Source organism: Asanoa ishikariensis (assembly GCF_900107455.1).
Taxonomy (GTDB): domain Bacteria; phylum Actinomycetota; class Actinomycetes; order Mycobacteriales; family Micromonosporaceae; genus Asanoa; species Asanoa ishikariensis.
Map to the genome: position 1 here is coordinate 1,153,787 of NZ_FNQB01000001.1, position 26,766 is coordinate 1,180,552.

Annotated in this window: 27 protein-coding genes; 21 read left to right on the forward strand and 6 right to left on the reverse strand. The window is 70.5% G+C overall.

Annotation, left to right across the window (positions count from 1 at the left end; translation table 11 throughout):
• Positions 1 to 6: 6 nt before the first annotated feature.
• The 10 genes from alr to BLV39_RS05515 are packed head-to-tail and all read left to right on the forward strand — an operon-like array spanning position 7 to position 9,323.
• Positions 7 to 1,128 (forward strand): alanine racemase, encoded by a 1,122-nt coding sequence (gene alr, locus BLV39_RS05470; RefSeq protein WP_090788030.1) that lies wholly within the window; start codon positions 7 to 9, stop codon positions 1,126 to 1,128.
• Entirely contained in the window at positions 1,125 to 2,189 is a 1,065-nt protein-coding gene (locus BLV39_RS05475; RefSeq protein WP_090788032.1) for an alpha/beta fold hydrolase, read from the forward strand. Before alr ends, BLV39_RS05475 begins: the two co-directional genes overlap by 4 nt.
• Positions 2,186 to 2,671, forward strand: coding sequence for a tRNA (adenosine(37)-N6)-threonylcarbamoyltransferase complex ATPase subunit type 1 TsaE (tsaE, locus tag BLV39_RS05480; RefSeq protein ID WP_090788034.1), 486 nt, complete (start codon positions 2,186 to 2,188; stop codon positions 2,669 to 2,671). The genes BLV39_RS05475 and tsaE overlap by 4 nt, the downstream gene beginning before the upstream one ends.
• On the forward strand, positions 2,668 to 3,351 hold the full coding sequence (gene ung / locus BLV39_RS05485) for a uracil-DNA glycosylase (RefSeq protein WP_090788037.1): 684 nt from the start codon (positions 2,668 to 2,670) through the stop codon (positions 3,349 to 3,351). Before tsaE ends, ung begins: the two co-directional genes overlap by 4 nt.
• A 38-nt stretch (positions 3,352 to 3,389) precedes the next feature.
• Positions 3,390 to 4,049 carry a tRNA (adenosine(37)-N6)-threonylcarbamoyltransferase complex dimerization subunit type 1 TsaB gene (gene tsaB, locus BLV39_RS05490; protein WP_090788039.1) on the forward strand — a complete coding sequence of 220 codons (660 nt, stop codon included), beginning with the start codon at positions 3,390 to 3,392 and terminating at the stop codon, positions 4,047 to 4,049.
• Positions 4,046 to 4,486: a ribosomal protein S18-alanine N-acetyltransferase gene (rimI, locus tag BLV39_RS05495; RefSeq protein ID WP_239083725.1), complete on the forward strand. Its 441-nt coding sequence runs from the start codon at positions 4,046 to 4,048 to the stop codon at positions 4,484 to 4,486. Before tsaB ends, rimI begins: the two co-directional genes overlap by 4 nt.
• Positions 4,479 to 5,522 carry a tRNA (adenosine(37)-N6)-threonylcarbamoyltransferase complex transferase subunit TsaD gene (tsaD, locus tag BLV39_RS05500; protein WP_090788041.1) on the forward strand — a complete coding sequence of 348 codons (1,044 nt, stop codon included), beginning with the start codon at positions 4,479 to 4,481 and terminating at the stop codon, positions 5,520 to 5,522. Before rimI ends, tsaD begins: the two co-directional genes overlap by 8 nt.
• 11 nt (positions 5,523 to 5,533) lie before the next feature.
• Positions 5,534 to 5,788, forward strand: coding sequence for a hypothetical protein (locus BLV39_RS05505; RefSeq protein ID WP_090791158.1), 255 nt, complete (start codon positions 5,534 to 5,536; stop codon positions 5,786 to 5,788).
• Between the two features lie 44 nt (positions 5,789 to 5,832).
• A complete protein-coding gene (locus BLV39_RS05510; RefSeq protein WP_090788043.1) occupies positions 5,833 to 7,530 on the forward strand; it encodes an ABC transporter transmembrane domain-containing protein in 1,698 nt (565 codons plus the stop codon).
• Positions 7,527 to 9,323, forward strand: a complete 1,797-nt coding sequence (locus BLV39_RS05515; protein ID WP_090788045.1) for an ABC transporter ATP-binding protein — start codon at positions 7,527 to 7,529, stop codon at positions 9,321 to 9,323. The genes BLV39_RS05510 and BLV39_RS05515 overlap by 4 nt, the downstream gene beginning before the upstream one ends.
• Positions 9,324 to 9,333: 10 nt before the next feature.
• On the opposite strand, the gene BLV39_RS05520 is transcribed toward BLV39_RS05515, so the two are convergent.
• Positions 9,334 to 9,678 carry a DUF1707 SHOCT-like domain-containing protein gene (locus tag BLV39_RS05520; protein ID WP_239083748.1) on the reverse strand — a complete coding sequence of 115 codons (345 nt, stop codon included), beginning with the start codon at positions 9,676 to 9,678 and terminating at the stop codon, positions 9,334 to 9,336.
• 171 nt (positions 9,679 to 9,849) lie between these two features.
• Between BLV39_RS05520 and BLV39_RS05525 the strand changes: the two genes are divergently transcribed.
• The 3 genes from BLV39_RS05525 (at position 9,850) to BLV39_RS05535 (ending at position 13,145) form a co-directional block, all read left to right on the forward strand.
• Positions 9,850 to 10,959, forward strand: coding sequence for a sugar ABC transporter substrate-binding protein (locus BLV39_RS05525; protein ID WP_090788047.1), 1,110 nt, complete (start codon positions 9,850 to 9,852; stop codon positions 10,957 to 10,959).
• Positions 10,960 to 11,055: 96 nt separating this feature from the next.
• Positions 11,056 to 11,877, forward strand: coding sequence for an ATP-binding cassette domain-containing protein (locus BLV39_RS05530; protein ID WP_090791161.1), 822 nt, complete (start codon positions 11,056 to 11,058; stop codon positions 11,875 to 11,877).
• On the forward strand, positions 11,874 to 13,145 hold the full coding sequence (locus BLV39_RS05535) for a sugar ABC transporter permease (protein ID WP_090788049.1): 1,272 nt from the start codon (positions 11,874 to 11,876) through the stop codon (positions 13,143 to 13,145). The genes BLV39_RS05530 and BLV39_RS05535 overlap by 4 nt, the downstream gene beginning before the upstream one ends.
• Before the next feature lie 46 nt (positions 13,146 to 13,191).
• Here the strand turns inward: BLV39_RS05535 and ybaK are convergent, their stop codons facing one another.
• Entirely contained in the window at positions 13,192 to 13,677 is a 486-nt protein-coding gene (gene ybaK, locus BLV39_RS05540; protein WP_090788051.1) for a Cys-tRNA(Pro) deacylase, read from the reverse strand.
• Positions 13,598 to 14,839, reverse strand: coding sequence for a class I SAM-dependent methyltransferase (locus tag BLV39_RS05545; protein ID WP_090788053.1), 1,242 nt, complete (start codon positions 14,837 to 14,839; stop codon positions 13,598 to 13,600). Before BLV39_RS05545 ends, ybaK begins: the two co-directional genes overlap by 80 nt.
• 209 nt (positions 14,840 to 15,048) lie before the next feature.
• Between BLV39_RS05545 and groES the strand changes: the two genes are divergently transcribed.
• The 3 genes from groES to BLV39_RS05560 all read left to right on the forward strand — a co-directional run bounded on the left by groES (position 15,049) and on the right by BLV39_RS05560 (position 18,708).
• Positions 15,049 to 15,363 carry a co-chaperone GroES gene (gene groES / locus BLV39_RS05550; protein ID WP_089244996.1) on the forward strand — a complete coding sequence of 105 codons (315 nt, stop codon included), beginning with the start codon at positions 15,049 to 15,051 and terminating at the stop codon, positions 15,361 to 15,363.
• Between the two features lie 78 nt (positions 15,364 to 15,441).
• Positions 15,442 to 17,079, forward strand: a complete 1,638-nt coding sequence (gene groL, locus BLV39_RS05555; protein ID WP_090788055.1) for a chaperonin GroEL — start codon at positions 15,442 to 15,444, stop codon at positions 17,077 to 17,079.
• Between the two features lie 75 nt (positions 17,080 to 17,154).
• Entirely contained in the window at positions 17,155 to 18,708 is a 1,554-nt protein-coding gene (locus BLV39_RS05560) for a molybdopterin-dependent oxidoreductase (RefSeq protein WP_090788057.1), read from the forward strand.
• Positions 18,709 to 18,756: 48 nt separating this feature from the next.
• Here the strand turns inward: BLV39_RS05560 and BLV39_RS05565 are convergent, their stop codons facing one another.
• Positions 18,757 to 19,167, reverse strand: a complete 411-nt coding sequence (locus BLV39_RS05565) for a WhiB family transcriptional regulator (protein ID WP_090788059.1) — start codon at positions 19,165 to 19,167, stop codon at positions 18,757 to 18,759.
• A gap of 215 nt (positions 19,168 to 19,382) precedes the next feature.
• Between BLV39_RS05565 and BLV39_RS05570 the strand changes: the two genes are divergently transcribed.
• On the forward strand, positions 19,383 to 20,204 hold the full coding sequence (locus tag BLV39_RS05570; RefSeq protein ID WP_090788061.1) for a helix-turn-helix transcriptional regulator: 822 nt from the start codon (positions 19,383 to 19,385) through the stop codon (positions 20,202 to 20,204).
• 54 nt (positions 20,205 to 20,258) lie between these two features.
• On the opposite strand, the gene BLV39_RS05575 is transcribed toward BLV39_RS05570, so the two are convergent.
• Complete coding sequence (locus BLV39_RS05575) at positions 20,259 to 20,693, reverse strand: DUF5319 domain-containing protein (RefSeq protein ID WP_090788063.1); 435 nt, start codon at positions 20,691 to 20,693, stop codon at positions 20,259 to 20,261.
• 115 nt (positions 20,694 to 20,808) lie between these two features.
• On the opposite strand from BLV39_RS05575, the gene guaB reads away from it, so the two are divergent.
• The 4 genes from guaB to BLV39_RS05595 are packed head-to-tail and all read left to right on the forward strand — an operon-like array spanning position 20,809 to position 25,588.
• Positions 20,809 to 22,347, forward strand: a complete 1,539-nt coding sequence (gene guaB / locus BLV39_RS05580; RefSeq protein WP_090788065.1) for an IMP dehydrogenase — start codon at positions 20,809 to 20,811, stop codon at positions 22,345 to 22,347.
• Positions 22,348 to 22,365: 18 nt separating this feature from the next.
• On the forward strand, positions 22,366 to 23,484 hold the full coding sequence (locus BLV39_RS05585) for a GuaB3 family IMP dehydrogenase-related protein (protein ID WP_090788067.1): 1,119 nt from the start codon (positions 22,366 to 22,368) through the stop codon (positions 23,482 to 23,484).
• Positions 23,485 to 23,501: 17 nt separating this feature from the next.
• On the forward strand, positions 23,502 to 24,158 hold the full coding sequence (locus BLV39_RS05590; protein WP_090788069.1) for a TMEM175 family protein: 657 nt from the start codon (positions 23,502 to 23,504) through the stop codon (positions 24,156 to 24,158).
• A 26-nt stretch (positions 24,159 to 24,184) separates the two neighbouring features.
• Positions 24,185 to 25,588, forward strand: a complete 1,404-nt coding sequence (locus tag BLV39_RS05595) for a M1 family metallopeptidase (RefSeq protein WP_090791163.1) — start codon at positions 24,185 to 24,187, stop codon at positions 25,586 to 25,588.
• On the opposite strand, the gene BLV39_RS05600 is transcribed toward BLV39_RS05595, so the two are convergent.
• Entirely contained in the window at positions 25,585 to 26,721 is a 1,137-nt protein-coding gene (locus tag BLV39_RS05600; protein WP_239083726.1) for an LCP family protein, read from the reverse strand. The two genes, BLV39_RS05595 and BLV39_RS05600, sit on opposite strands and share 4 nt — an antisense overlap.
• Between the last annotated feature and the right edge of the window lie 45 nt (positions 26,722 to 26,766).

Below are 26,766 nucleotides of genomic sequence, written 5' to 3' on the forward strand. Positions count from 1 at the left end.
AGCACCATGTGGCAAGCCGAAGTCCGCGTCGACCTCGACGCCATCCGGGCCAACGTGGCCCGGCTGCGCGCCGGCACCAGTGCCGCGGTGATGGCGGTCGTCAAGGGCGACGGCTACGGCCATGGCATGGTCCCCGCCGCCCGCGCCGCCCTGGCCGGCGGCGCGACCTGGCTCGGCGTCTGCACCCTCGACGAAGCGCTCGGCCTGCGCCGCGCCGGCATCACCGCGCCGGTCCTGGCCTGGCTGCTCGCCCCCGGCCTGCCCCTGCACGAGGGCGTCGCCAACGACATCGACCTGAGCGCCGCCAGCCTCGGTCAGCTCGACGAGATGATCACCGCCGGGCAAACAGCGCAGCGCCCCACGCGAGTGCACCTCAAGATCGACACTGGCCTGTCCCGGGGTGGCGCCACCGCCGACGACTGGCCGGCGCTGGTCGAGGCGGCGGCCAAGGCCCAGGCCGACGGCGCGATCGAGATCATCGGTGTCTGGAGCCACTTCGTCTACGCGGACGCGCCCGGCCACGAGACCATCGACCGCCAGCTCGACGCCTTCCGCGACGCCCTGGCGGTGGCCGAGCGGCTCGGTGTCCGCCCGCAGCTACGACACATCGCCAACTCGGCCGCCACGCTGACCCGGCCGGACGCCCACTTCGATTTGGTCCGCCCCGGCATCGCGGTCTACGGGCTGTCGCCGGTCCCGGGCGAGCGCTACGGCCTGCGCCCGGCGATGACCGCGCGCGCCCGGATCATGCTCACCAAGCGCGTCCCGGCCGGCACCGGCGTCTCCTACGGCCACACCTACACCACCGACCGCGAGACCACGCTCGCCGTCGTCCCGCTCGGCTACGCCGACGGTGTGCCGCGGCACGCGTCCAACATCGGGCCGGTCGCGATCGACGGGGTCCGGCACACCATCGCCGGCCGGGTCTGCATGGACCAGATCGTGCTCGACGTCGGCGACCAGCCGGTCGCGCCGGGCGACGTGGCGACGCTGTTCGGCTCCGGCGACAACGGCGGCCCCACCGCCGACGACTGGGCCGACGCGATCGACACGATCAACTATGAGATCGTCACCCGCTTCGGCAGCACCAGAGTGAACAGGGTGTACGACAAAGAGGACGGTGAATGAGTACCCGACGCCGCGCGGGAATCGTCGGTGCGGTGGTCGGTCTGGCCGCGGCCGGAATCGCCACCGGGATCGCCGTCGAGCGTGCGGTCGTCCGCCGTTCGAAGCGGGGCGTGTCCGACCCGTACGTCGACGAGCCGTTCGACCGGCTGCCCTATGACGAGTCGCTCGTCGTCACCACCGCCGACGGCACCGACATCCACGTCGAGGTGGTCGAGCCGACAGCCGCAGAAGGGGCGAAACCGACGCTCGTCTTCGTGCACGGCTTCTGCCTCGACATGGGCACGTTCCACTTCCAGCGCAGCGCGCTGACCGCCCGGGGCGAATACCGCATGGTCTTCTACGACCAGCCCGGCCACGGCCGCTCGGGCCGGATGGAGACCGGCGAATACGAGCTTCCGGCGCTCGGCGAGACGCTGCACGCGGTGCTGTCCGAGACCGTCCCGGACGGGCCGCTCATCCTGGTCGGGCACTCGATGGGCGGCATGACCATCATGGCGTTCGCCGAGCTCTACCCGGAGTTCTTCGAGGACCGGGTCAAGGGCTGCGTGCTGATCGCCACCTCCGGCGGCCTGATCGACGAGACCCGGCTGGGCCTGCCCGCGCTGATCGGCCGGGTCGGCGGCCCGCTGCTGCCGCTGGTCAACAGCGCGACCCGGCTCACCGGCCCGACCATCGACCGGGCCCGGGTCGCCGCCACCGACCTGGCCTGGCTGCTCACCCGCCGGTACGGCTTCGGTGAGTCCCGGCCCAGCCCGTCGCTGGTGTCCTATGTGGAGAAGATGAACTCGCGCACCTCGGTCGACACGGTCGCGCGCTACCTGCGCACCCTCTACACCCACGCCCGTTATCCCGCGCTGGCCGCCCTGGAGCGCACGCCGACCGTGATAATCGTCGGCGACAAAGACATGATCACACCGGTCGCGCACTCCGAGGAGATCCTCCGGCACCTGCCCGACGCGGAGTTCGTCAAAGTCAACGACAGCGGCCACGTCGTCATGCTCGAGCACGCCGACGAGGTCAACGCGACGCTCACCACCTTCCTGGAGAAGATCTCGGCATGATCGAGCTGACCACTGTGGACGACACGCGGGCGTTCGGGGCCCGGCTGGCGGCCGTGCTGCGCCCGGGCGACCTGGTCGTGCTCACCGGCCCACTCGGTGCCGGCAAGACCGCGCTGGTGCAGGGCATCGGCGCCGGGCTGCACGTGCTCGGTGCCGTCACCTCGCCGACGTTCGTGATCGCCCGGGTGCACCGGCCGGACCCGGCACACGGCGGCACAGTGCCGTTGGTGCACGCCGACGCGTACCGGATCGGCGCCGCGGCCGACCCTCTGGCCGAGATCGACGGGCTCGACCTCGACGCGTCCATGGACGACGCCGTCACCGTGGTCGAGTGGGGCGAGGGCATCGTCGAGCAGCTTCGCGAAGACCACCTCCGGGTACGCATAGACCGGCGCGACGACGACACTAGGGTGATCGAGCTGGAGGCGACCGGCGGCGACTGGGCCGCCCGCGTCGCGACGCTCACGGAGGATGCCCGGTGAACCTGCCCGACCTGTTGCCGAACGAGTGGCGCACCGCGCTGGAGTCGCACCTCGACCCGGCCGCCACCGCCGACCTGGGCGCGTTCGTGGCCGCGGCATACGCCGCCACACCGGTTTTCCCTCCTCTGCCCGACCTGTTCACCGCCTATCGGCTGTGCAAGCCCGCCGACACCAGGGTGGTCATCCTCGGTCAGGATCCGTACCACAAGGCGGGTCAGGCCCACGGGCTCAGCTTCAGCGTGCAGGCCGGCGTACGCGTGCCGCCCTCGCTCCGCAACGTCTACAAGGAGCTCGCCGCCGACCTCGGCGCCGCCGCTCCCGAGGGCGGTGACCTGCGTGGCTGGGCGACGCAAGGGGTGCTGCTGCTCAACGCGGTGCTGACGGTGCGCGAGGGTGCCGCGGGGTCGCACGCCAACAAGGGCTGGGAGGCGTTCACCGACGCCACCATCGCGGCCTTGCAGGACCAACCCGACCGGGTGGTGTTCCTGCTGTGGGGCAGCTACGCCCGCAAGAAGGCGGCCCTCGTCACCAACCCTGCCCACGTCGTGCTGGAGGCCGGCCACCCGAGCCCGCTCAACCCCCGCGGGTTCCTGGGCAGCCGCCCGTTCAGCGCCGCCAACAAGGCCCTCGCCGACGCGGGCCTGACGCCGATCGACTGGAGCCGTTCCGCATCGGCCTGAGCGGCACCCACCCAAGCGCGCCGGATAAGGTGCATATCGTGCTCGTTCTCGTTCTCGACACGTCGACGCCCGCGGTCACCGCGGCGCTGGCCGACGTCACTCCCACCGGTCACACCGTGACCGCCGAGCTGCGCACGGTCGACGGGCGGGCACACGGCGAGCTGATGGCGCCCGAGATCGACGAGGCGCTGCGAAAGTCCGGCGCGTCCGTCCGCGACCTCGTGGCGATCGTCGCGGGCACCGGCCCAGGGCCGTTCACCGGGCTGCGCGTGGGCCTGGTCACGGCGGCCAGCATGGGTCAGGCGCTGGGCATCCCGACGTACGGCGTCTGCTCCCTGGACGCCATCGGCGGCGTGCCCGGCCAGGTCACCCTGGCCGCCACCGACGCACGCCGCCGCGAGGTCTACTGGGCCATCTACGACCAGGCCGGCACGCGCGTCGAGGGTCCGCACGTCGACCTGCCCGACGTCGTCGCGGCGAAGACAGTCGCGGTAGCGGTCGGCGACGGTGCCCTGAAGTACGCCGACCGGCTCGGCGTCAAGGTGCTCGACGAGCCCCGCTATCCCGTGGTCGACACGTTCGTGCGACTGGCCGCCGAGCGGATCCTCGCCGGGGCGCCCAGCGAGCCGCTCACCCCCCTCTACCTCCGCCGCCCGGACGCCGTCGCGGCGGGAGGCCACAAGTCGGTGCTCCCGTGACGACCGGCACGCTGACGCGGTTGCGCTGGTGGCACATCGCCAAGCTGCTGCCGATCGAGGAAGACCTGTTCGGTGCCGAGAAGTGGTCGGCCGGCATGTTCTGGAACGAGCTCTCCAGTGGCCATTACTACCTGGTCGCGGAGGACGAGAACCGGATATTGGGGTACGGCGGTCTCGCGGTCAACGGCGACGAGGCGTGGATCCAGAACATCGCGGTCGTACGCGACGCGCAGCGCCAGGGCATCGGCCGCACGATCCTGGAGGCGCTGCTCGCCGAGGCCGCCCGCCGCAAGGCCCCGGCCGTGCTGCTCGAGGTCGCGGTCGACAACGCTCCGGCCCAGAAGCTCTACGCCACCTACGGTTTCGAGCCGATCGGCGTACGCCGTGGCTATTACCAACCCAGCAACACTGACGCACTGGTGATGAGACGTGACTGACGAACCGCTAGTTCTGGGCATCGAGACGTCCTGCGACGAGACGGGCGTCGGCATCGTCCGCGGCACGACGTTGCTCGCCGACGCGCTGGCGTCCAGTGTGGACCTGCACGCGCGGTTCGGTGGCGTGGTGCCCGAGGTCGCCAGCCGGGCGCACCTCGAGGCCATGGTGCCGACGATGCAGCGGGCGCTCGACGAGGCCGGCGTGACGCTCGCCGACGTCGACGCGATCGCCGTGACCTCGGGCCCGGGCCTGGCCGGGGCGCTGCTGGTCGGTGTCGCCGCCGCCAAGGGCTACGCGGTCGCCGCCGAGAAGCCGATCTACGGCGTCAACCACCTGGCCGCGCACGTCGCCGTCGACACCCTGGAGCACGGCCCCCTGCCCGAGCCGGCGATCGCCCTGCTGGTCTCCGGTGGGCACTCGTCGCTGCTGCTGGTCGACGACCTGGCCACCGGCGTGACCCCGCTCGGCTCGACCATCGACGATGCCGCCGGCGAGGCCTTCGACAAGGTGGCCCGGCTGCTCGGCATGCCGTTCCCGGGTGGGCCGCCGATCGACCGCGCGGCCCGCGACGGGCAGGCCACGATCGCTTTCCCGCGCGGCCTCACCGCCGCCAAGGACCAGGCCGCGCACCGGTTCGACTTCTCCTTCTCCGGCCTGAAGACGGCCGTGGCCCGCTGGGTCGAGGCGCGCGAGCGGGCCGGTGAGCCGGTGCCGGTCAACGACGTGGCGGCCTCGTTCCAGGACGCGGTCTGTGACGTGCTCACCGCCAAGGCGATCGACGCCTGCCGGCAGCACGGCGTCGACACGCTGGTGATCGGCGGCGGGGTGGCGGCCAACTCGCGGCTGCGCGTCCTGGCCGAGGAGCGCGCGGCGAAGGTCGGCATCAGGGTCCGAGTGCCGCGGCCCAAGCTGTGCACGGACAACGGCGCGATGGTCGCCGCGCTCGGTTCGCACCTGGTCGCGGCCGGAGTCCGGCCCAGCCGGCTGGATCTGCCGGCCGACTCTGCGATGCCGTTGACGCTCGTGAGTGTGTAATGTCCGGCACCGTGATCGTGCGCATGTGGGAGGCCCGCGCCGAGAAAGGGCGTCTGCCCGACCTCGTCGAGTGGGTCTGCGACACCGCCCTGCCGCGCATCGAGGTCAACCCGCTGCACATCACGAGCGAGGTGTTCTCCTCGTCCGACGACCGCTGCGTCGTGATTTCCAGATGGCGCAGCGACCCCGAGCGGCTGGCCGCCCCGCCTCCGCTGCTGGTGGCCAGGCCACCGCACGAGTGGGACTTCACCCTGGTCGACCGATAATCGGTAGCGCCGCCCGAAGTTGATCATCTAGCTTCGGCCTAGTCATGCGGCCTCTACCCGTCGGCGACCCCGGCAACCCAGACGTCCGGTCGGCCACTCGCTACCTCCTGTGGCTGGCGGCTCGCACCTGGCCTTCTCTGCTGGCCGCGATCGGGTTCGCGACCCTCTGGATGGTCAGCCAGGCGCTGATTCCCGCCACCGTCGGCCGGGCCATCGACGCGGGCCTGTCCGCGCGCGACCCCGACGGACTGCTGCGCTGGGGCGCGGTGCTGTTCGGCCTCGGCCTGGTCACCGGCGCGAGCGGCATCCTGCGCCACCGGATGGCCGCGTTCAACTATCTGTCCGCCATCTACCGCACCGTCCAGCTCACCGTGCAGCAGGCCAACCGGATCGGCGCCACCCTGCCCAAACGGTTGTCTACGGGCGAGGTGGTCAGCATCGGCACCTCGGACATCAACCACATCGGCGGCGCGCTCGACATCACCGCCCGGGGCACCGGCTCGCTGGTCGCCGTGATCACCGTTGGGGTCATCCTGCTCACCACGTCGGTGCCGCTGGGCCTCGTGGTCGTGGTCGGCGTGCCGGTGATGATGCTGATCGCGGGTGCCCTGATCAAACCGCTCCAGCGCCGCCAGCAGGTCTACCGCGACCAGGAGGGCAAGCTGACCACCCGGGCCGGCGACCTGGTCGCCGGCCTCCGGGTGCTGCGCGGCGTCGGTGGCGAGTCGACCTTCGCCGGCCGCTACCGCGCCGAGTCGCAGGATCTGCGGTCGGCCGGCGTACGGGTCGCCCGGATCGAGGCACTCCTCGCGGCGGCGGAGATCCTGCTGCCCGGCATGTTCCTGGTGCTGGTCACCTGGCTCGGCGCCCGGTTCGCCCTGCGCGGCGAGATCAGCGCCGGCGAGCTGGTCGCCCTCTACGGCTACGCGGCGTTCCTGGTCAGCCCCCTGCGCCAGCTCACCGAGGCGATCGACCGGCTGACCCGGGGCCACGTGGCGGCCCGCCGGGTGGTGCGGATGTTCACCCTGGTGCCGGAGTTCACGTCGCCGGCCGCGCCGGTGACCGCACCCCGTGGCCCGCTGGTCGACGCCGAATCCGGGCTCACCGTCCAACCCGGACGGTTGACCGCCATCGCGGCCCGGGAGCCCGCTGACGCGGCCGCGATCGCCGACCGGCTCGGCCGGTTCGCCGACGGGCCGGTGACGCTGTCCGGCGTACCCCTGGCCGATCTCGACCTGGCCGAGGTGCGGCAGCGGATCCTGTTGGCCGACAACGACGCCCGGCTGTTCGCCGGCCCGCTGCGGGACGAGCTCGACCCGGTGGGCAAGGGCGACCGGCACGTGGCGGACGCCCTCGACGCGGCCAGTGCGGCCGACGTGGTCGACGCGCTGCCGGACGGGCTCGACGCCCTGGTCGCCGAGCGCGGCCGCGAGTTCTCCGGTGGCCAGCAGCAGCGGCTCCGGCTGGCCCGCGCACTAGTCGCCGACCCGGAGGCGCTCGTGCTGGTCGAGCCGACCAGTGCCGTCGACGCCCACACCGAGGCCCGGATCGCGGCCCGGCTCGGCGCCGCGCGCGCCGGCCGCACGACGGTCGTCTGCACGACCAGCCCATTGGTGCTCGACCAGGCCGACGAGGTCGCGTTCGTCGCCGACGGCCGGGTGGTGGCCGCCGGCACCCACCGCGACCTGCTGCGCCGCCGCCCCGACTACGCGGCCGCCGTCACCCGGGAGGAAGACGAATGAGCAGGCAACTCCCGGTGGCCGACGCGGACGAGGTGCGCAGGTACGCCCGCAAACTGGTCCGTCGCCACCCTGGGCAGCTAGGACTCGCCCTCGGCCTGCACGGTTTGGCCGCGGTCGCCGGCCTGGTCGCGCCGCGCCTGCTCGGCAACCTGGTGGAAGGCCTTTCCAACGGCGCCACGACCCGCACGGTCGACGGGGTCGCCGTGGCCATCGCGGTGTTCGTGGTGACGCAGGCGTTGCTGACCCGGTTCGCCGCCTTCTGCTCGGCCCGGCTCGGCGAGCGGGTGCTGGCCGAGCTACGCGAGGAGTTCGTCGACCGGATCCTGGCCATCCCACTGTCCACCGTGGAACGCGCTGGCACCGGCGACCTGCTCACCCGCACCTCGCGCGACGTCTCGGCGTTGTCGCACAGTGTCCGCTTCGCGGTGCCGGAGACCCTGATCGCCATCGTCACCACGGTGTTCGTGGTCGGCGCGATCCTGCTCACCAGCCCGCTGCTGGCCCTGCCCTGCCTGATCGCGGTGCCGATGCTCTGGTTCGGCACCCGGTGGTACCTGCGCCGCGCCCCGGCCGGCTACCTGCGGGAGAACGCCGCCTACTCCGACATCACCGACGGCATCAGCGAAACGGTCGAGGGCTCCCGCACGACGGAGGCGCTGCGCCTCCAGGACCGCCGTCGGGCCCGCACCGACAGCGACATCGCCCGGTCGTACGCGGCAGAGAGATACACGCTGATGCTGCGTACCGTCTGGTTCCCGATCGTCGAGGTCGGCTACGTGGTGCCGGTCGTGGCGACGCTGCTCGTCGGCGGCTGGTTCTACCTCGAGGGCTGGGTGACGCTGGGCCAGGTGACCGCCGCGACCCTCTACGTGCAGGCGCTGGTCGACCCGATCGACCGGCTGCTGTCCTGGCTCGACGAGCTTCAGGTCGGCGGCGCGTCGCTGGCCCGGTTGCTCGGTGTCGCGGGCCGGCCCGCGCCGACCGCGGCGACCACCGAAAAGCCGGCCGGCCGCGGCCAGCGCCTCGTCGCGAAGGACGTCCGATACGCCTATGTGGAGGGTCGCGAGGTGCTGCACGGCATCGACCTGACCGTCGAGCCGGGGGAGCGGCTGGCGATGGTCGGCCCGTCCGGTGCCGGCAAGTCGACGCTGGGCCGCCTGCTGGCCGGCATCCACGCGCCCACCGGCGGCACGGTCACCGTCGGCGGCGTCCCGCTGGCGTCGCTGCCGCTCGACGAGCTCCGGTCACATGTGGCGCTGGTGACCCAGGAGCACCACGTGTTCATCGGCACGGTCCGCGACAACCTCGTGATGGCCCGGCCGGGCGCGACCGACGACGAGGTGCGGGCGGCGCTGGCGGCGGTCGACGCGCTCGACTGGGTCGCGACGCTGCCGTCCGATTTGGACACCGTGGTCGGCACCGGTGGCCATGCCGTGCCGCCGGCCCAGGCCCAGCAGCTCGCGTTGGCCCGGCTGGTGCTGGCGGACCCGCACACCCTGGTGCTCGACGAGGCCACCTCGCTGATCGACCCGCGCGCGGCCCGGCATCTGGAGCGGTCACTCGCCGCAGTCCTACAGGGGCGCACCGTGATCGCCATCGCCCACCGGCTGTTCTCGGCGCACGACGCCGATCGGGTCGCGGTGGTGGAGGACGGTCGGATCACGGAGCTCGGTTCACACGCCGAACTCGTCGCCGCCGGGGGCTCGTACGCCGCGCTCTGGCGGTCGTGGCATGGAGAGGAAGGGCATTCAGCCCAGAAACAGCGTCAAAGTCCTTATTCGACAGTGGCGTAATCGCTGGCGCTCAACGGGTAACGGCCATGTAGAGGCCGAGTAACAGCAAGGTCACGGCTGCGACCGCGAAGAGCACAAGTAGGTCACGGCGACCTGTGTGTGGGCTCTCAGGAAGCGGCGGAAGATCGCTGGTCACCACCGATAGATCACGCAGAGTGCTGGCGGCGTAGGCGTTTCCGACACGATCCGTGAACTCGTCGAGACTCAATCGGCCGACCGCCGTGTGCTGCTGTAACAGCTCGACCACGCGCTGTCGATCGTCGTCTGACGCACGAGTATCCAAAGTCAACCTATCCCCTCTCCGCGGGCGAAAGCGTACGCTCTGAGAGCGCTTTCTCGGCTCGCCCGAACGCATAGAAGCCGGTTCCAGTGCCGTGACCGGATCGTTACGGCAGCGTGTCGACCGCGCGAGGTAGCGCGTCAAATGCGCGAGTATTTTGTGTTTCGGATCGCCAGGGTCCGGGAGGTTAACAACGCCGTTCGCCCCCGTGCGGTCCGCTCAACGGCCATGAAGGAGTCCAAGGTTATGCGTAACCGATTTTTGTCGGTCGCCGTCGCCACTATGGCGGTCGGCGCGCTGGCACTTGCGGGTTGTGGATCCGACGACGGCGGCGGCGACGCGGCCGGTGGCGGCACCGCCGCCAAGAAGGTCGGCGTGATCCTGCCCGACGCCGCCACCTCTCCGCGCTGGGAGGCCAACGACCGTCCGCTGCTCAAGGCAGCGTTCGACGGCGCCGGCATCACGGCCAACATCCAGAACGCCGACGGCGACAAGGCCAAGTTCGGCACCCTCTGCGACAGCATGATCAACGAGGGCGTCTCCGTTCTCCTGATCGTCAACCTCGACCCTGACTCCGGCAGCGCCTGCCTGAAGAAGGCCCAGGGCGCCGGCATCAAGACGATCGACTACGACCGCCTGACCCCGGGTGGCGAGGCGTCCTACTACGTCTCCTTCGACAACGTCCAGGTCGGCAAGCTGATGGGCGAGGGCCTGACCAAGTGCCTCACCGACGCTGGCAAGACCAAGGCCAACATCGTTCAGATCAACGGTGACCCGACCGACAACAACGCCTCGCTGTTCAAGCAGGGCTACGTCGAGGCGCTGAAGCCGAAGGTGGACAGCGGCGACTACACCATCGTCGGTGACCAGACCGGTAAGTGGGACGCCACGGTCGCGGGCACCGCGTTCGAGCAGCTCTACACCCAGGCCGGCGGCAAGGTTGACGGCGTTGTCTCGGCCAACGACACCATGGCCCAGGGCATCATCGCCCGCCTGACCGCCAACGGCCTCAACGGCAAGGTGCCGGTCACCGGCCAGGACGCCAGCAAGGAAGGCCTCCAGGCCATCCTGTCCGGCAACCAGTGCATGACCGTCTACAAGGCGATCAAGGTCGAGGCCGACACCGCCTCCAAGCTGGCCATCGCGCTGATCAACGGCCAGACCCCGGGCAGCGACCTGGTCAACGGCTCGGTCAAGGACACCGTCCTGAACAAGGACGTCCCCTCGGCGCTCGCCACCCCGAAGGCCATCTACAAGGACTCCGTCAAGGACGTCATCGCCGACGGCTTCTGGAAGGCCAGTGACATCTGCACCGGCCAGTACGCCGCGCTCTGCACCTCGGCAGGCGTTCAGTAACTAACCGCCAAGGGCCCGGCAGGCGAGACCTGCCGGGCCTCTGGGCGCTTACGGCCACGGTTACTGCCGGGCCGGGAAACAACTAGTGAGGTGACCATGACGGTGCCGGAGGGTGCTGCGGGGGCGGCGACGGCGACGGAGGATGCCGCGCCGCTGCTGTCGCTGCGCGGGATCAACAAGAGCTTCGGCGCGGTCCACGTTCTACAGGACGTGGACTTCGATGCATATGCGGGACAGGTGACGGCGCTCGTCGGCGACAACGGCGCGGGCAAAAGCACCCTGATCAAGGGGATCGCCGGCAGTCAGCCGTTCGATTCCGGGGAGTACGTCTTCGACGGCCGGCAGGTCTCGGTGACCAATCCCAAGCACGCCAACGAACTCGGCATCGAGGTCGTCTACCAGGACCTGGCGCTCTGCGACAACCTGGACATCGTCGACAACCTGTTCCTCGGCCGCGAGGTCACGAAGAACGGCATCCTCGACGAGGCGACCATGGAACGCCGGGCCCAGGAAACGCTCGCGGGGCTGTCGGTCCGCACGGTCAAGTCGATCCGTCAGGTGGTCGCCAGCCTCTCCGGTGGCCAGCGCCAGACGGTGGCGATCGCCCGCGCGGTGATCTGGAACTCCAAGCTCGTGGTGCTCGACGAGCCGACGGCCGCCCTCGGCGTCGCGCAGACCGAGCAGGTGCTGCGGCTGGTGCGCCAGTTGGCCGACAACGGCCTCGCGGTCGTGCTGATCAGCCACAACCTCAACGACGTGTTCCAGGTGGCCGACCGGATCTCGGTCCTCTACCTGGGCCGGCTGGCGGCACAGATGAAGACCAAGGACGTCAAGAGCAACCAGGTCGTCGAGGTCATCACGACCGGACGGTCGGATGCCATCGGTGGCATCACCAACGGCAACGGGGAGTTGAAATGACCGCCCCGACGAAGGTCGAGACGACCGAAAAGCACGTCGAGGAGACCGGCCCGAGCAACCCGCTGGTCGCCGCGTTCGGCAACTGGTGGGCCCGGGTCCGCGGCGGCGACGCCGGCTCCCTGCCCGCGCTGCTCGGCATCGTCGCGCTGGTCATCGTGTTCGCGGCGTTGCGCCCCAACACGTTCACCAACGCGTTCAACTTCGCCAACCTGATCCACCAGGCGGCGGCCGTCATCGTCATCGCGATGGGCCTGGTCTTCGTCCTGCTGCTGGGCGAGATCGACCTCTCCGCCGGTTATACGGCCGGCACGGCGGCGGCGGTGATGGGCGTCGTGGTCACCCGCTGGGGTTGGTCCTGGCCCGTCGGCCTCCTGGCCTGTCTGGTCACCGGTGCCGTCGTCGGCCTGGTGATCGGTCTGCTGGTAGCCAAGCTGGGCATCCCGTCGTTCGTCGTGACGCTGGCGGCGTTCCTCGCCCTGCAGGGCGTGCTGCTTCAGTTGATCGGCGAAGGCGGCACGATCGCGATCCGCGACGACACGCTGCGGGCGATCAACAACAACGACATGCCGGTCTGGTTGGGCTGGGCGCTGTTCGCGTTGGTGGTCGGTGGCTACGCGGCGATCGTGCTCCGGCGCGGTGCGAAGCGGCGGTCCAGCGGCCTGACCTACGAGGCGATCCAGGTGACCCTGGCCAAGATCGCCGCGTTGGCCGTGCTGCTCGGCCTGATGACCTACTGGCTGAGCATCGAGCGCAGCCGGAACCCCGCGATCACCTCGATCAAGGGTGTTCCGATCGTGGTCGCGGTGCTGCTGGTCCTGTTGGTCGGCCTGACCTTCGTGCTGACCAAGACGTCGTTCGGCCGGCACGTCTACGCGACGGGTGGCAACGCTGAGGCGGCCCGACGGGCCGGCATCAACGTGGGGCTGGTCAAGCTGGCCTGCTTCGTGATCGCCTCGACGTTGGCGGCGGTCGGCGGCATCATGCTCGCCAGCCGCGACAACTCGATCTCGCCCTCGACCGGTGGCGCCTCGACCCTGCTGTACGCGGTGGGCGCGGCCGTCATCGGTGGCACGAGCCTCTTCGGTGGCAAGGGCCGGATCGTCGACGCGATCCTCGGTGGCCTGGTGATCGCGATCATCATCAACGGCATGGGTCTGCTCAACCAGCCGTCGAGCGTTGTCTACATGGTGACCGGCCTGGTCCTGCTGGTGGCGGCCAGCGTCGACGCGATCTCGCGCCGGCGTGCCCGCTCCACCGGTCGGGTCTGACCGATCCACTGCGAAAGGCCCCTGACGGCTACGGCCGTCGGGGGCCTTAGCTTGTGGCGATGGCGGCGACCGCGGCGCCGGTGAGGTGGACCAGGTCCGTGGGGGACAGCTCGAGCTGAAGGCCGCGTTTGCCGGCCGAGACGAAGATCGTCTCGAAGGCCAGGGCCGAGTCGTCGAGCACCACCGGGAGCTTGGAGCGCTGTCCGAGCGGGGAGATGCCGCCGGTGACGTAGCCGGTCGCGCGTTCGGCCGCCGCCGGTTCGGCCATCGCGGCGCGCTTGCCGCCCAGCGCGGCCGCCAGTGCCTTGAGGTCGAGGGTGCGGGCCACCGGGACCACACCCACGCCCAACTGGCCGTCGACGGTCGCGATCAGGGTCTTGAAGACCCGCGGCGGGTCGATGCCCAGTGCCGCCGCGACCGCCTCGCCGTAGCCCGAGGTCTTCGGGTCGACGTCATAGGGATGCGTCGTGAACGGGACCTTCTCGCGGGTCAACACCACCGTCGCGGGGGTTCCCTGCGCTCGTTTGGCCACCTTCGAAGGTTATCGGTGTCGCGAGCACGGCCACGTGCGCACCCGCCACCCGGGTCAGCAGCAGCGAGATCGAGGTGCGTCCGCGCAGCCGCAGGTCGCGCCGGAACTGCGCCGGGTCCAGCGCCGACCCGCGCTTGAGGATCTCCACCGTGCCCACGTCGCGGGCGCGGAGCTCGGCCCGGAGGCGCTTCAGCGAGAACGGCAGCACGTCGGTCACCGCGAAGCAGCGGCCGAGGGTGGTCGGCACCGGCGAGTCGGTCCACACGTACGCGATGGTCGGGTCCCCGATCCGGCCCCCGACGGTGGCGGCGAACTCGGCGACCAGACCCGCGCGGACCACCGCGCCGTCGGGGTCGTAGAGATAACCGCCGGCCGGGCCGACCGGTGCCGCCGAAGCGCCCGAGCCGGTCAGCGAGAAAGCCACCCCGGCGCGCAGCACCGTGGCCCGTCGGGGCACCGTCGCCAGTGAGCCGCACCACAGCGTTGCCTCGACCACGTCGCGGTCGACGCTGACGAGCTCGGTCTCCGCGCCCGCCGGCACCCGGGCGTGGTCGAAGCCGGGCGCCACCTTGACAGCCAACCGCGGCACCCGGGCCGCCAGCCCTTCGACGAAGTCCCAAGGCGGCGAGTACGCGGCCGGGTCGAACACCCGCCGGCCACCGGTCGAACGTCGCGCGGGGTCGCAGAACACCGCGTCGAAGCCGCTGACGTCGAAGGTCGTGGCATCCGCGCGGACCACCTCGAACAGGCCGGCGCCGTTGGCGGCGGCGACGGTGGCGGTGGTCTCGTCGATCTCGACGCCGACGACCCGGATCCCGGCCCGGGCGGCGGCCAGCGCGTCAGCGCCGATCCCGCAGCCCAGGTCGGCCAGCGACCGCACTCCGGCCGCGACCAGCCGGTCGGCCCGCCGCCTTGCCACCACCGATCGGGTCGCTTGTTCCAGCCCGGCCCGGGTGAAGAACAGACGACTCGCCTCGGCGCCGAACTTCGCCGCCGCTTGCCGGCGTAGCGTGGCCTGAGTGAGCGCGGCGGCCGCGAGGTCGGGCGGCACGCCCGCCGAGCGCAGCGCCGCTGCGGCGGCGAGCGGGTCGCCCCCGGCCAGGTCGGTCGCCGCTGCCAGGGCGGCTTCGCCATCGGGGGTACGCAGGTCCTGCAGGTCCACGGAGTGATTCTCCAGGGTGTGGCGAGCTGGCACTCTCCTTGACGGAGTGCTAGTCGCGGAATAACCTGCGATTAGCACTCTCAGTCTGAGGGTGCCAACAACGCCAGGCAGGTCCGGCTCCCGCGACGACGGTCCCGCCCTGGTGGCATGAGGCTAATTGGCGCCGGTCGGATCCTCGGCCGGCTACGAACCTGATACCCCAGGAGGGTATGCCCGTGACTACCGCGACCAAGGTTGCGATCAAGCCGCTCGAGGACCGGATTCTCGTCCAGGCCAACGAGGCTGAGACGACCACGGCGTCGGGCATCGTGATCCCCGACACCGCCAAGGAGAAGCCGCAAGAGGGCACCGTCAAGGCCGTCGGCCCGGGCCGCGTCGACGACAACGGCAACCGCGTTCCGGTTGACGTCAAGGTCGGCGACACGGTGATCTACTCCAAGTACGGCGGCACCGAGGTCAAGTACGCCGGCGAGGAGTACCTGGTGCTCTCCGCCCGCGACGTCCTCGCGGTCATCGAGAAGTAACTGATCACAAGCTGAACTGCGTGGCGCCCCGGACCGGTTATGCCCGGGCCGGGGCGTCGTGCGTTTGAAGGGACTTAAATGGCGAAGATCCTGAGCTTCTCGGATGACGCCCGACACCTGCTCGAGCACGGCGTCAACGCCCTCGCGGACACGGTCAAGGTCACCCTCGGCCCGCGCGGACGCAACGTCGTCCTCGACAAGAAGTTCGGTGCTCCGACGATCACCAACGATGGCGTGACCATCGCCAAGGAGATCGAGCTCTCCAACCCCTACGAGAACCTGGGCGCCCAGCTCGTCAAGGAGGTGGCGACCAAGACCAACGACGTAGCTGGTGACGGCACCACCACCGCGACGGTGCTCGCCCAGGCCATGGTCCGCGAGGGCCTGCGCAACGTCGCCGCCGGCGCGAGCCCGAGCGACCTCAAGCGTGGCATCGACGCCGCCGCCAACGCGGTGTCCGAGGCCCTGCTGGCCAAGGCCGCCGACGTCGACACCAAGGGCTCCATCGCCAACGTCGCCACCATCTCGGCGCAGGACGCCACGATCGGCGAGCTGATCTCCGAGGCGATGGAGAAGGTCGGCCGCGACGGTGTCATCACCGTCGAGGAGGGCTCGACGCTGGCCACCGAGCTCGAGGTGACCGAGGGTCTGCAGTTCGACAAGGGCTTCATCTCCCCGCACTTCGTGACCGACGCGGAGGCGCAGGAGGCGGTGCTCGACGAGCCGTACATCCTGATCACCACCCAGAAGATCTCCGCGGTCGAGGACCTGCTCCCGCTGCTGGAGAAGGTCGTCCAGACCGGCAAGCCGCTGCTGCTCGTGGCCGAGGACGTCGAGGGCCAGGCGCTCGCGACGCTCGCGGTCAACGCGGTGCGCAAGACGCTGAAGATCGCCGCCGTCAAGGCGCCGGGCTTCGGTGACCGCCGCAAGGCGATGCTCCAGGACATGGCGATCCTGACCGGCGGCGAGGTGATCGCCCCCGAGCTTGGCTACAAGCTCGACCAGGTCGGTCTCGACCAGCTCGGCTCGGCCCGGCGCATCGTCATCGACAAGGACAACACCACCGTCATCGACGGCGGCGGCAACAGCACCGACGTCGCCGAGCGGGTCTCCCAGATCCGCAAGGAGATCGAGGCTTCCGACTCCGACTGGGACAAGGAAAAGCTGGCCGAGCGGCTGGCCAAGCTGTCCGGCGGCATCGCGGTGATCAAGGCCGGCGGCGCCACCGAGGTGGAGCTCAAGGAGCGCAAGCACCGCATCGAGGACGCCATCGCGGCGACCAAGGCCGCGGTCGAGGAGGGCACCGTCCCCGGCGGCGGCGCCGCCCTGGTGCAGATCGTCTCCGTGCTCGACGGCGACCTGGGCCTGACCGGCGACCAGAAGACCGGTGTCTCGATCGTCCGCAAGGCGCTCAACGAGCCGCTGCGCTGGATCGCCGAGAACGCCGGCCACGACGGCTACGTCGTCGTCGAGAAGGTTCGCGGCAAGGAGTGGGGCTACGGCCTCAACGCCGCGACCGGCGAGTTCGTCGACCTGGCCAAGGCCGGCATCATCGACCCGGTCAAGGTGACCCGCAACGCGGTGCTCAACGCCGCGTCGATCGCCGGCCTGCTGCTCACCACCGAGAGCCTGGTGGTCGAGAAGCCGGAGCGTTCGGAGCCCTCCGAGGGCGGCCACGGCCACGGCCACGGCCACCAGCACGGCCCGGGCTTCTGACCCGAGCAAGCCAAGAACGATCCGCGCGGCCGGGGGGATCCCCGGCCGCGCGGTCGTAGGAGCACACTTGCTGCCGTGACCCGCAAGTCGTGGAAGTTCGGTGCGCTGGCCGGAGTCGCCGCCGCCGCCGTCGCACTCGGCCTGGCCGAGGTGGTCGCCGTGGTGACCGGGTCGCGCAGCGCCCCGCTGGTCGCCGTCGGCGGCGTGGTCGTCGACCACGTTCCGGAGTCCCTCAAGCAGTTCGCGATCACCCTGTTCGGCGTACACGACAAGACCGCCCTGCTGGTCGGCACCGCGATCCTGCTCGGCCTGTTCGCCGCGGTGATCGGCGCGCTCTGCGTCCGTTGGCTGTGGGCCGGCTTCGCCGGCATCGGCGTGTTCGCCGCGGTGGGTGTCGCCGCCGCGCTGACCCGCCCCGACGCCGGACCCGCGGCCGCCCTGCCGGCCCTGCTCGGTGCGGCCGCCGCCGGCGCCACACTCTGGCTGCTCGTGGTGGGTCCGCTGGCCCCGGCCGAGGTGACCGAGCTGGTCGCGCCGAGCGTCCAGGAAGAGGAAGAGGCGCTCGCCGGCCGGCGCCGGTTCCTCCGGGGCGGCCTGCTGTTCATCGCCGGTGCGGTCGCACTCGGTTTCGCCGGGCGCTGGCTCTCGACCCGGCGCAGCGTCTCCACGGCCCGGGCCGAGGTGCGGTTGCCGGCTCCGGCCACCCCCGCGCCCGAGGTGCCGGCCGGTGCGGACCTGCGGCTGGCCGACCTGGCGTCCTACGTCACTCCGAACGACGCGTTCTACCGCATCGACACCGCGCTCGTGGTGCCGCAGGTCGACCCGACGGACTGGACGCTGCGGATCCACGGCCGGGTGCGCAAGGAGCTTCGGCTGACCTACGCGGACCTGCTGGCCCGGCCGATGGTCGAGCGCTACGTCACCCTGGCCTGCGTGTCCAACGAGGTCGGCGGCGACCTGATCGGCAACGCGCGCTGGCTCGGCGTACCCCTTAAGCAGCTCTTGGACGAGGCCCAGCCGCTCGACGGCGCGGATCAGGTGGTCGGTCGGTCGGCCGACGGCTGGACCTGTGGCACGCCGACCGCGGTCATGCGCGACGGCCGCGACGCGCTGCTGGCCGTCGGCATGAACGGGGCGCCGCTGCCGATCGAACACGGCTTCCCCGTACGCGTCGTCGTGCCCGGCCTGTACGGCTACGTCTCCGCGACCAAATGGGTCGTCGAGCTCGAGCTGACCAGCTTCGCCGACTACGACGCCTACTGGGTGCCGCGCGGGTGGTCGGCCCAGGGTCCGATCAAGACACAGTCCCGGATCGACACCCCGCGCGGACGCAACGGACTGCGGCCCGGCCCGGTCACCGTCGCCGGAGTCGCGTGGGCGCAGCACCGTGGCGTCGCCAAGGTCGAGGTGCAGGTCGACGAGGGGCTGTGGCAGGAGGCCCGGCTGGCCAGCGCGGTCTCCGACGACACCTGGGTGCAGTGGTCATGGAACTGGGAGGCCACGGCGGGCGACCACGAGCTACGGGTCCGGGCCACCGACAAGACCGGAGCGACGCAGACCTCGCAACCGGCCGACGTGGTGCCGGACGGGGCGACCGGCTACCACAGCGTCGCGGTCACCGTCGGATGAACAGCGGTCCGGGACCTCGACGGGTCCCGGACCGGAAGAATGGAACTGTCAGCTCGCGCGGCGCTGCGCCGGCGCGGGGGACGGCCGGAGCACGGCCGGCACCGCTGACTTGTGTGGGCGGCCGAGACGGGCCTCGAGCCGTTCGACGTCGACCCGGATCTGCCGGCGGTCGGCCAGGTCCTCCCAGCCCATCGCCAGCAGGCGGAGCCGTTCGGACTCGCTGAAACCGCCCCAGACGCCGTAGGGCTCGCGCACCGAGAGGGCATGCGCGGCGCACTCGGCACGCACCGGGCAGGCGCCACACACCTGCTTGGCCTTGAGCTCACGACGGTTGCGGGACGATCCGCGTTCTCCGTCGGGATGGAAGAACTGGGCACTGTCGCGGCCCCGGCAGGAACCGAGTCGCTGCCAGTCCCAACGCTCGTCGATGGGACCGGGCAGCCTGCGTACGTTGGACATCGGCACCCCTCCTTCCGCGCGCGCCTCCGCGCCGTACTGGACTAGGGGAGTCACTACCCCAGGCGATGTGAACTCACACGTGCCTGATCGATTCCTTGGGCGCACCTATCGCATCGGCGTGGCGAACTGTCCGGAACTTTCCTGTTCTTTCCACTGAAACGCCGTAATGATCTCAGCGCTGCGTGGTCCTCTTCTATGAGGAGAGGAGGACCACCGTGCGTACTGTCCTCGTTTGCGTTCGGACATCGCAGGCCGCGCAGAACGTCAATGCGGCAGCGGCTCGGCTCGGAGTAGCCGGCGCCGTGAGAACTGCGGTATCCGAGCCCGAGGTATTGCTCCGTCTCGCCGAGCGCCCCGCTGATGTGGTGCTCGCGGACACAGCCGTCACCAGACCGGACACCGTCGGATTCACCCAGCGCGTGCTGGGCCGAGCACCGGGGGCGACGATCGTGCTCTTCGGGTCAGAGGACCCGAGGATCGCGGCCGCCGCCGTCAACGCCGGAGCCCGAGCCTTGATCCAGGGCGGTGACCAGGATCTGGTCAGCGTCGTAGCCAAGGCCGTGCTGCTGCTCTGCGTCGCCGGCCGGGTGCCGGCCGCCGTCGGCAGTCTCGCCGGCGCCGCGGGCACCCGCAACGCCGGGCCGATGCGGATGCAGGCCGGCGTGGGTGCCGGACATCCACAGATCGGCCTCGCCGAGTCGACCGCCGTCGTCCCGGTGCAGCGCGGAGACGTGGGCCCCGGCATGGACGTCCGCGACAACGCCGAGGAAGGTCGTTACTTCGGCGGCCAGCCGGACCCGGTCAACCGCTACGGCGCGCGTGAGGAGCCGGTCACCCGGCGAGCCGCGCTCACCGAGCGGGAGCTCCAGGTGCTTCGCGGCATGGCCGATGGCAAGAGCAATGCCGAGATCGGGCGTGAGTTGTTCGTGTCGGAAGACACGGTGAAGACCCACGCCCGGCGGCTGTTCCGGAAGCTGGGCGCGCGTGACCGCGCGCACGCCGTTGCCGCCGGCTTCCGATCGGGCCTCGTGGCCTGACTCACGCACCGACCGGCCGCACCCCTCTCCTTGGCCGGTCAGGTGTGAGGCGACTTACGATCCCGGGCTGCCCGGTTCGCCGGGTAGCTCGGGATCGTCGGCTTCATCGGCTTCGTCGGCCAGGGTGTCGTGCACGCCGTCGGCGTAACCCTTGGCGTACTCCCAGGTGACGTAATGGTCGGGATCGGGATCGTAGGCGGGCTCGTGCACCCTGGGCCGACCTGAGCTCAGCAGGTGACGCAGGTTGCCGCGGAGCAGGTCCCAATCGAAATAGTGGGGTTCGTGGCAGTCTTCGCACTCTATGACCAGCCCACGAATCCCGACCGGACCAAGCAGCGCCTGGTAAACCTCGAGATCGGCAAGGTCTTCGAGCACGTCCTGCCGCTCGACCTCGGTCAATGGGTCGAGAGTCGGGTCGTCGTCGCCCGCGTCGTCAGACAGGCCCGCGGCGGGGTCGTCCTTGAACGGATCGATGGGCTCGTCGTTCACCCTTCCCACCGTAGTCGTTTTCCGGCCCATCGCGCCTGCCCGGAGCGGGGCGCGCCGGCCGGGCCGCGCGCCCGCGCGGGTAGCATGGCGTATCGCGCCGCTGAGGGGACAAACCATGGACAACTCGCCCGTCAACGACCTGCCGGTCGGCACCTTCGGAGACCCGGGAGCGGGCTCCGCGGCGACCGTGCCGCTTGGTCTGACCTTCGACGACGTCCTGCTCCAGCCCGGTGAGAGCGATGTCGTGCCGAGTCAGGTCGAGACCGGCACCTTCCTCACCCGCAACGTGCGTCTCGGCATTCCCCTCATGTCCAGCGCGATGGACACCGTGACCGAGGCCCGCATGGCGATCGCGATGGCCCGCAACGGCGGCATCGGCGTGCTGCACCGCAACCTGTCGATGGAAGACCAGGCGCTCCAGGTCGACCTGGTCAAGCGGTCCGAGGCCGGCATGATCACCAACCCGGTGACCTGCAGCCCCGACGACACCATCCGCGACGTCGACGCGCTCTGCGGGCGCTACCGCATCTCTGGCGTTCCCGTGGTCGACAACGCCGGTGCGCTGGTGGGCATAGTGACCAACCGCGACATGCGCTTCGTCACCAACGGCAACACCCCCGTGCACGAGGTCATGACCCGGATGCCCCTGATCACCGCCGGGGTCGGTGTGACCAAGACCGAGGCCCTCGACCTCCTGCGCCAGCACAAGATCGAGAAGCTGCCCCTGGTCGACGACAGCGGCCGGCTGCGCGGGCTGATCACCGTCAAGGACTTCACCAAGAGCGAGCAGTTCCCGAACGCCACCAAGGACGACGCCGGCCGGCTGCGGGTCGCGGCCGCCGTGGGCGTCGGTGACGAGGCCTACAAGCGCGCCCGGCTGCTCATCGACGCCGGTGTCGACGTGCTGATGGTCGACAGCTCACACGGCCACAGCCGCAACGTGCTGGAGATGGTCGCGCGGCTCAAGCGCGAGACCCAGGTCGAGGTCGTGGGCGGCAACGTCGCGACGTACGCGGGTGCCAAGGCGCACATCGAGGCCGGCGCCGACGCGGTCAAGGTCGGCATCGGTCCGGGCGCGATCTGCACCACGCGGGTCGTCGCCGGCGTCGGCGTCCCGCAGATCACCGCGATCATGGAGGCCACCCGGGCCGCCCGCCCGGCCGGCGTGCCGGTGATCGCCGACGGCGGCATCCAGTTCTCCGGTGACATCGCCAAGGCGATCGTGGCCGGCGCCCACTCGGTGATGCTGGGCAGCCTGCTGGCCGGGTGCGAGGAGAGCCCCGGCGAGCTGATCTTCATCAACGGCAAGCAGTTCAAGTCGTACCGGGGAATGGGCTCGCTGGGCGCGATGCAGTCGCGTGGCCAGGGCCGGTCCTACTCCAAGGACCGCTACTTCCAGGACGACGTGCTGTCCGAGGACAAGCTGGTGCCGGAGGGCGTCGAGGGTCAGGTGCCCTACCGCGGCCCGCTGTCCCAGGTGGCGCACCAGCTCATCGGCGGCCTGCGGGCGGCCATGGGCTACGTGGGCGCGGAGGACATCACCGAGATGCACCGGCGTGGCCAGCTCATCCGGATCACCGCGGCCGGGCTCAAGGAGAGCCACCCGCACGACATCCAGATGACCGTCGAGGCACCCAACTACCACACCCGCTGACCTTTACAGGAGACCCCCGTGCGTGACGTGGTCGAGATCGGCTTGGGGAAGACCGCGCAGCGCGGCTATCACCTGGACGACATCGCTATCGTGCCGAGCCGGCGTACCCGCGACGTCGACGACGTGTCGACGTCGTGGCAGCTCGACGCCTATCCCTTCAAGATCCCCTGCGTGGGGCACCCGAGCGACGCCACGATGAGCCCGGCCTCCGCCGTGGCCCTTGGGCGGCTCGGCGGCCTCGGCGTGCTCAACGTCGAGGGCCTGTGGACCCGCTACGAGGACCCGAGCAAGATCCTCGACGAGCTGGCCGCCCTCGACGAGGACTCCCCGGCGACCCGCCGGCTGCAAGAGGTCTACGCCGAGCCGATCCGGCCCGAGTTGATCGTCGAGCGGGTCCGCGAGATCCGTGAGGGCGGTGTCACCGTCGCGGTCCGGGTGTCTCCGCAGCACACCCTCGCGCTGGCCCCGGTGATCCTCGACGCGGGCGTCGACCTGCTGGTCATCCAGGGCACGCTGGTCTCGGCCGAGCACGTCTCGACCACCGACGAGCCGCTCAACCTCAAGGAGTTCATCGCCGACCTCGACCTGCCGGTCATCGTGGGCGGTTGCACCGACTACAAGACCGCGCTGCACCTGATGCGCACCGGCGCCGCCGGCGTGATCGTCGGGGTGGGCGCCGACGAGTGGTCGACCACGGACACCGTGCTCGGCATCCGGGTGCCGATGGCCACCGCGATCGCCGACGCGGCCGCGGCCCGCCGTGACTACCTCGACGAGACCGGCGGCCGCTACGTGCACCTGATCGCCGACGGCGACGTGCAGACCTCCGGCGACATCGCCAAGGCGCTCGGCTGCGGTGCCGACGCGGTGATGCTCGGCGAGCCGCTCACCCAGGCGGCCGAGGCGCCGGCGAACGGCGCCTGGTGGCACTCGGTGTCCAGCCACCCGAAGCTGCCCCGGGGCGCCTTCGGCGTCGCCGGCCCGCCGCTGGGGAGCCTGGAGCAGTTGCTGTACGGCCCCGCCGACGACCCGGACGGCCAGCTCAACCTGTTCGGCGGTCTCAAGCGCGCGATGGCCAAGTGTGGCTACCGCGACCTCAAGGAGTTCCAGAAGGTCGGCCTGGTCATCGACCGCTAAGGCCCATACTGGGGCTTATGTCCGAACCAGCGGACGACGTGCGGGAGCGGCGCGGTCGGGGACTCGACCGCGCCATCTCGTTCAGCGACGCGGTCATGTCGATCGCGCTCACCCTGCTCGTGCTGCCGCTGGTCAACATCGCCACCGACAATCCGGAAGAGCCGGTCGTCCACCAGCTCGGCCGGTTCTCGCCCGAGATCCTCGGCTTCCTCGTCTCGTTCCTGGTGATCGCGCAGTTCTGGGGCGCCCACCGCAGGCTGTGGGAGTACCTCGTCGACTACGACGAGACGCTGCTCACGATCAACACCTTCTGGCTGCTGTTGATCGTCTTCCTTCCGTACCCGACCGCCCGGCTGTTCACCGAGGAGGCGACGAACGATGGCGCGGCGATCTTCTACCTGCTCGTGCTCCTGGGCATCGGGCTCCTGATGCTGTTCGAGGCCTGGTACGTCGCTGTGCACCCGAGGCTGCGGCACGCCGGGGACCGACGTTCGCTGCGGGAGCAGCTCCTGCCGACCGTCGGCACCACCGGGGTGTTCGCCCTGGCCATCCTGCTCACGCTGGTCAACCGCGAAGTCGGGCTGGTGTCCCTGGTCCTGCTGGTCCTGGTGCAGCGGTTTCAGCGGCAAGTACGACCGTCTCGCCGCCAACCGCGTCGTGAGACGCGCCCGTGACTCCCGAAAGTTAGGCTCTGGTGATGATGATCAGGCGATCGGCACTCGCCGTCCTGACGGTCCTGACCATCGGCGGCGCTGCCGCCTGCACCGACTCCGGCCAGGCCGACGAGGGTTTCGCGCCCGGCGCCGCCGGCATCGGAGACCCCTACTTCCCGACGTACGGCAACGGCGGCTACGACGTCACCAACTACGCGCTGGCGCTGCGCTACGACCCGGCCAGTGACCGCCTCGAGGGCACCGCGAAGATCACCGCCACGGCGACGCAGAACCTGTCCCGGTTCAACCTGGACTTCCGTGGTCCGGAGGTCTCGGCGGTCACCGTGGACGGCGCCGCCGCGCAGCAGAAGCGCGAGACCGACGAACTGGTGGTCACGCCGAAGAGCGGGCTGCGCAAGGGCAGCAGCTTCACCACCGCGGTGACGTACGCGGGTGTGCCGCAGCCGATCACCAGCCCGGAGCTGGGCACCGGCGGCTGGCTGGCCACCGCGACCGGGGCGATCGCGCTGGGCCAGCCCGAGTCGGCGAGCAGTTGGTACCCGGTCAACGACCACCCCAGCGACAAGGCGACCTGGGCGCTGGAGATGACCGTCCCCTCCACCATCTCCGCGCTGAGCAACGGCGTGCCGGGGGAGAAGACCGAGAAGGACGGCTGGACCACTTGGCGGTGGACCGAGACCGAACCGATGGCCAGCTACCTGTCCACCGTGGTGATCGGCAACTACCGGGTCACCACCGGCACGCACCAGGGCAAGCCGATCGTGACGGCTGTCGACGCCGGGCTGCCCCGCGATTCCAACGCGGACAAGGCGATGGCCCGCACCGGCGAGGTCGCCGACTTCCTGGCCACCCAGTTCGGGCCGTACCCCTTCGACGCGTACGGCGGCATCGTGGTCGTCGACGGCCGGATCCGGTACGCGCTGGAGACCCAGTCCCGCCCGGTCTACAGCGACTCCTTCTTCGGCAGCTCGACCAGCGAGTGGGTGGTGGCGCACGAGCTCGCACACCAGTGGTTCGGCGACAGCGTGTCGATCGCGGCGTGGAAGGACATCTGGCTCAACGAGGGCTTCGCCACCTACGCCGAGTGGCTGTGGTCGGAGCACGACACCGGGGTGCCGGTCCAGACCTCCTTCGACAAGGCGTACGACACCGTCACCTGGACCGACCCGACCTACGACCCGGGTCGGACGGGGATGTTCGGCAACTCGGTCTACATCCGGGGCGGGCTGACCGTCCACGCGCTGCGGCTCGAGGTCGGCGACGACGCGTTCTTCCGGATCCTCCAGGAGTGGACCAGCCAGAAGCGCAACGCCACCGCGACCACCGACGAGTTCATCGCGCTGGCCGAGCGGATCGCCGGCAAGCCGCTGCGCGACTTCCTGATGACCTGGCTGACCTCGAAGACCGCCCCGCCGAAGCCGGCGAACTAGCGCTTCACCACCAGCTTCGGATGGGCCTTGAGGTATGCGTCCGCCTTGCCCGTCCGGAGGGCCTTGATGAAGTCCCGGCCTTCCTTGGTGAGCTGCTCGCCGCGGTAGCCGCCGCCGCTGCCCACGCCGCCACCCGGCAGCGAGACCAGCTTCAGCGTCTCCGGGCGCAGCTTGGACAGGGCGAAGCCGTACTCGACCGGGGTGCGCTCGCCGGCGATCACGTCGACCGAACCGCCCAGCGCCTTGAACAGGCGTTGGATCGCGTCGGCATCAGTGGGCAGGCCCGTCGACAGCGCCTTCGCCAGGATCGCCTTGATCAGTTGCTGCTGGTGCCGCTGCCGGGCGTAGTCGCCACCGGCGGTGTAGCGCTGCCGGGCGTAGTCGATCGCCTGCCAGCCGGCGAAGTGCCGGTTGCCCGGGTTGTAGGTCGCCTGCGGCCCCACGTAGTCGCCGCCGCGCAGCGTCCGCGGCTTCCCGTTGGGCTGCCGGTGCTTCGAGACCACCTTCTGGTCGACGTACAGGTCGACGCCGCCGAGCTCGTTGATCAGCTTTTCGAAGCCGCCGAAGTTGAGGATCGCGCCGGCCTGGAACTTCTTGATCCCGGTGTACTTGCTGACCGTCTGGCTCAGGAGCTGAAAACCCTGCGCGGCCGAGGGCTCGCCCTTGCCCCGCCGGCTCCCGTAGCTCATCGCGTGGGTCAGCTTCGTCGTGCCGCCCCGGTAACCCGCCTTCGGGAACGCCGGGATGTCGACGACCAGGTCACGCGGCAGCGAGAACAGGTAGCCGCTCTCGAGGTCCGCGTTGACGTGCAGGATCAGGACCGCGTCGGCGTGCGGCTCCCAGCCTTTGACGGAGACGCGGGTGTCGACGCCGACCAGCAGGAGGTCGAGCGGCCCGCGCATATCGGCGCCGGGTTGGACGGTCGGCGTCGGGCTCGGGGCGGGTGCCGGCGCGCTCTCGGTCGGCGCATTGGACGGCGCGGCTTTTGGTGTCGCCTCGTCACTTCGGGTCGCCGCGAACACCGCGCCACCGATCAGCAGCACCGCGACCACCGCCGCCGCGACCAGGAGCACGGGCCTGCGCCCGCGCAGCCGCTGCCAGAATTTGTGCGCTTCGTTCCCCGTGCCAGTCACGCGAAAATGATGACGGGATTTCACGATGGCGCAATACCTACCGGC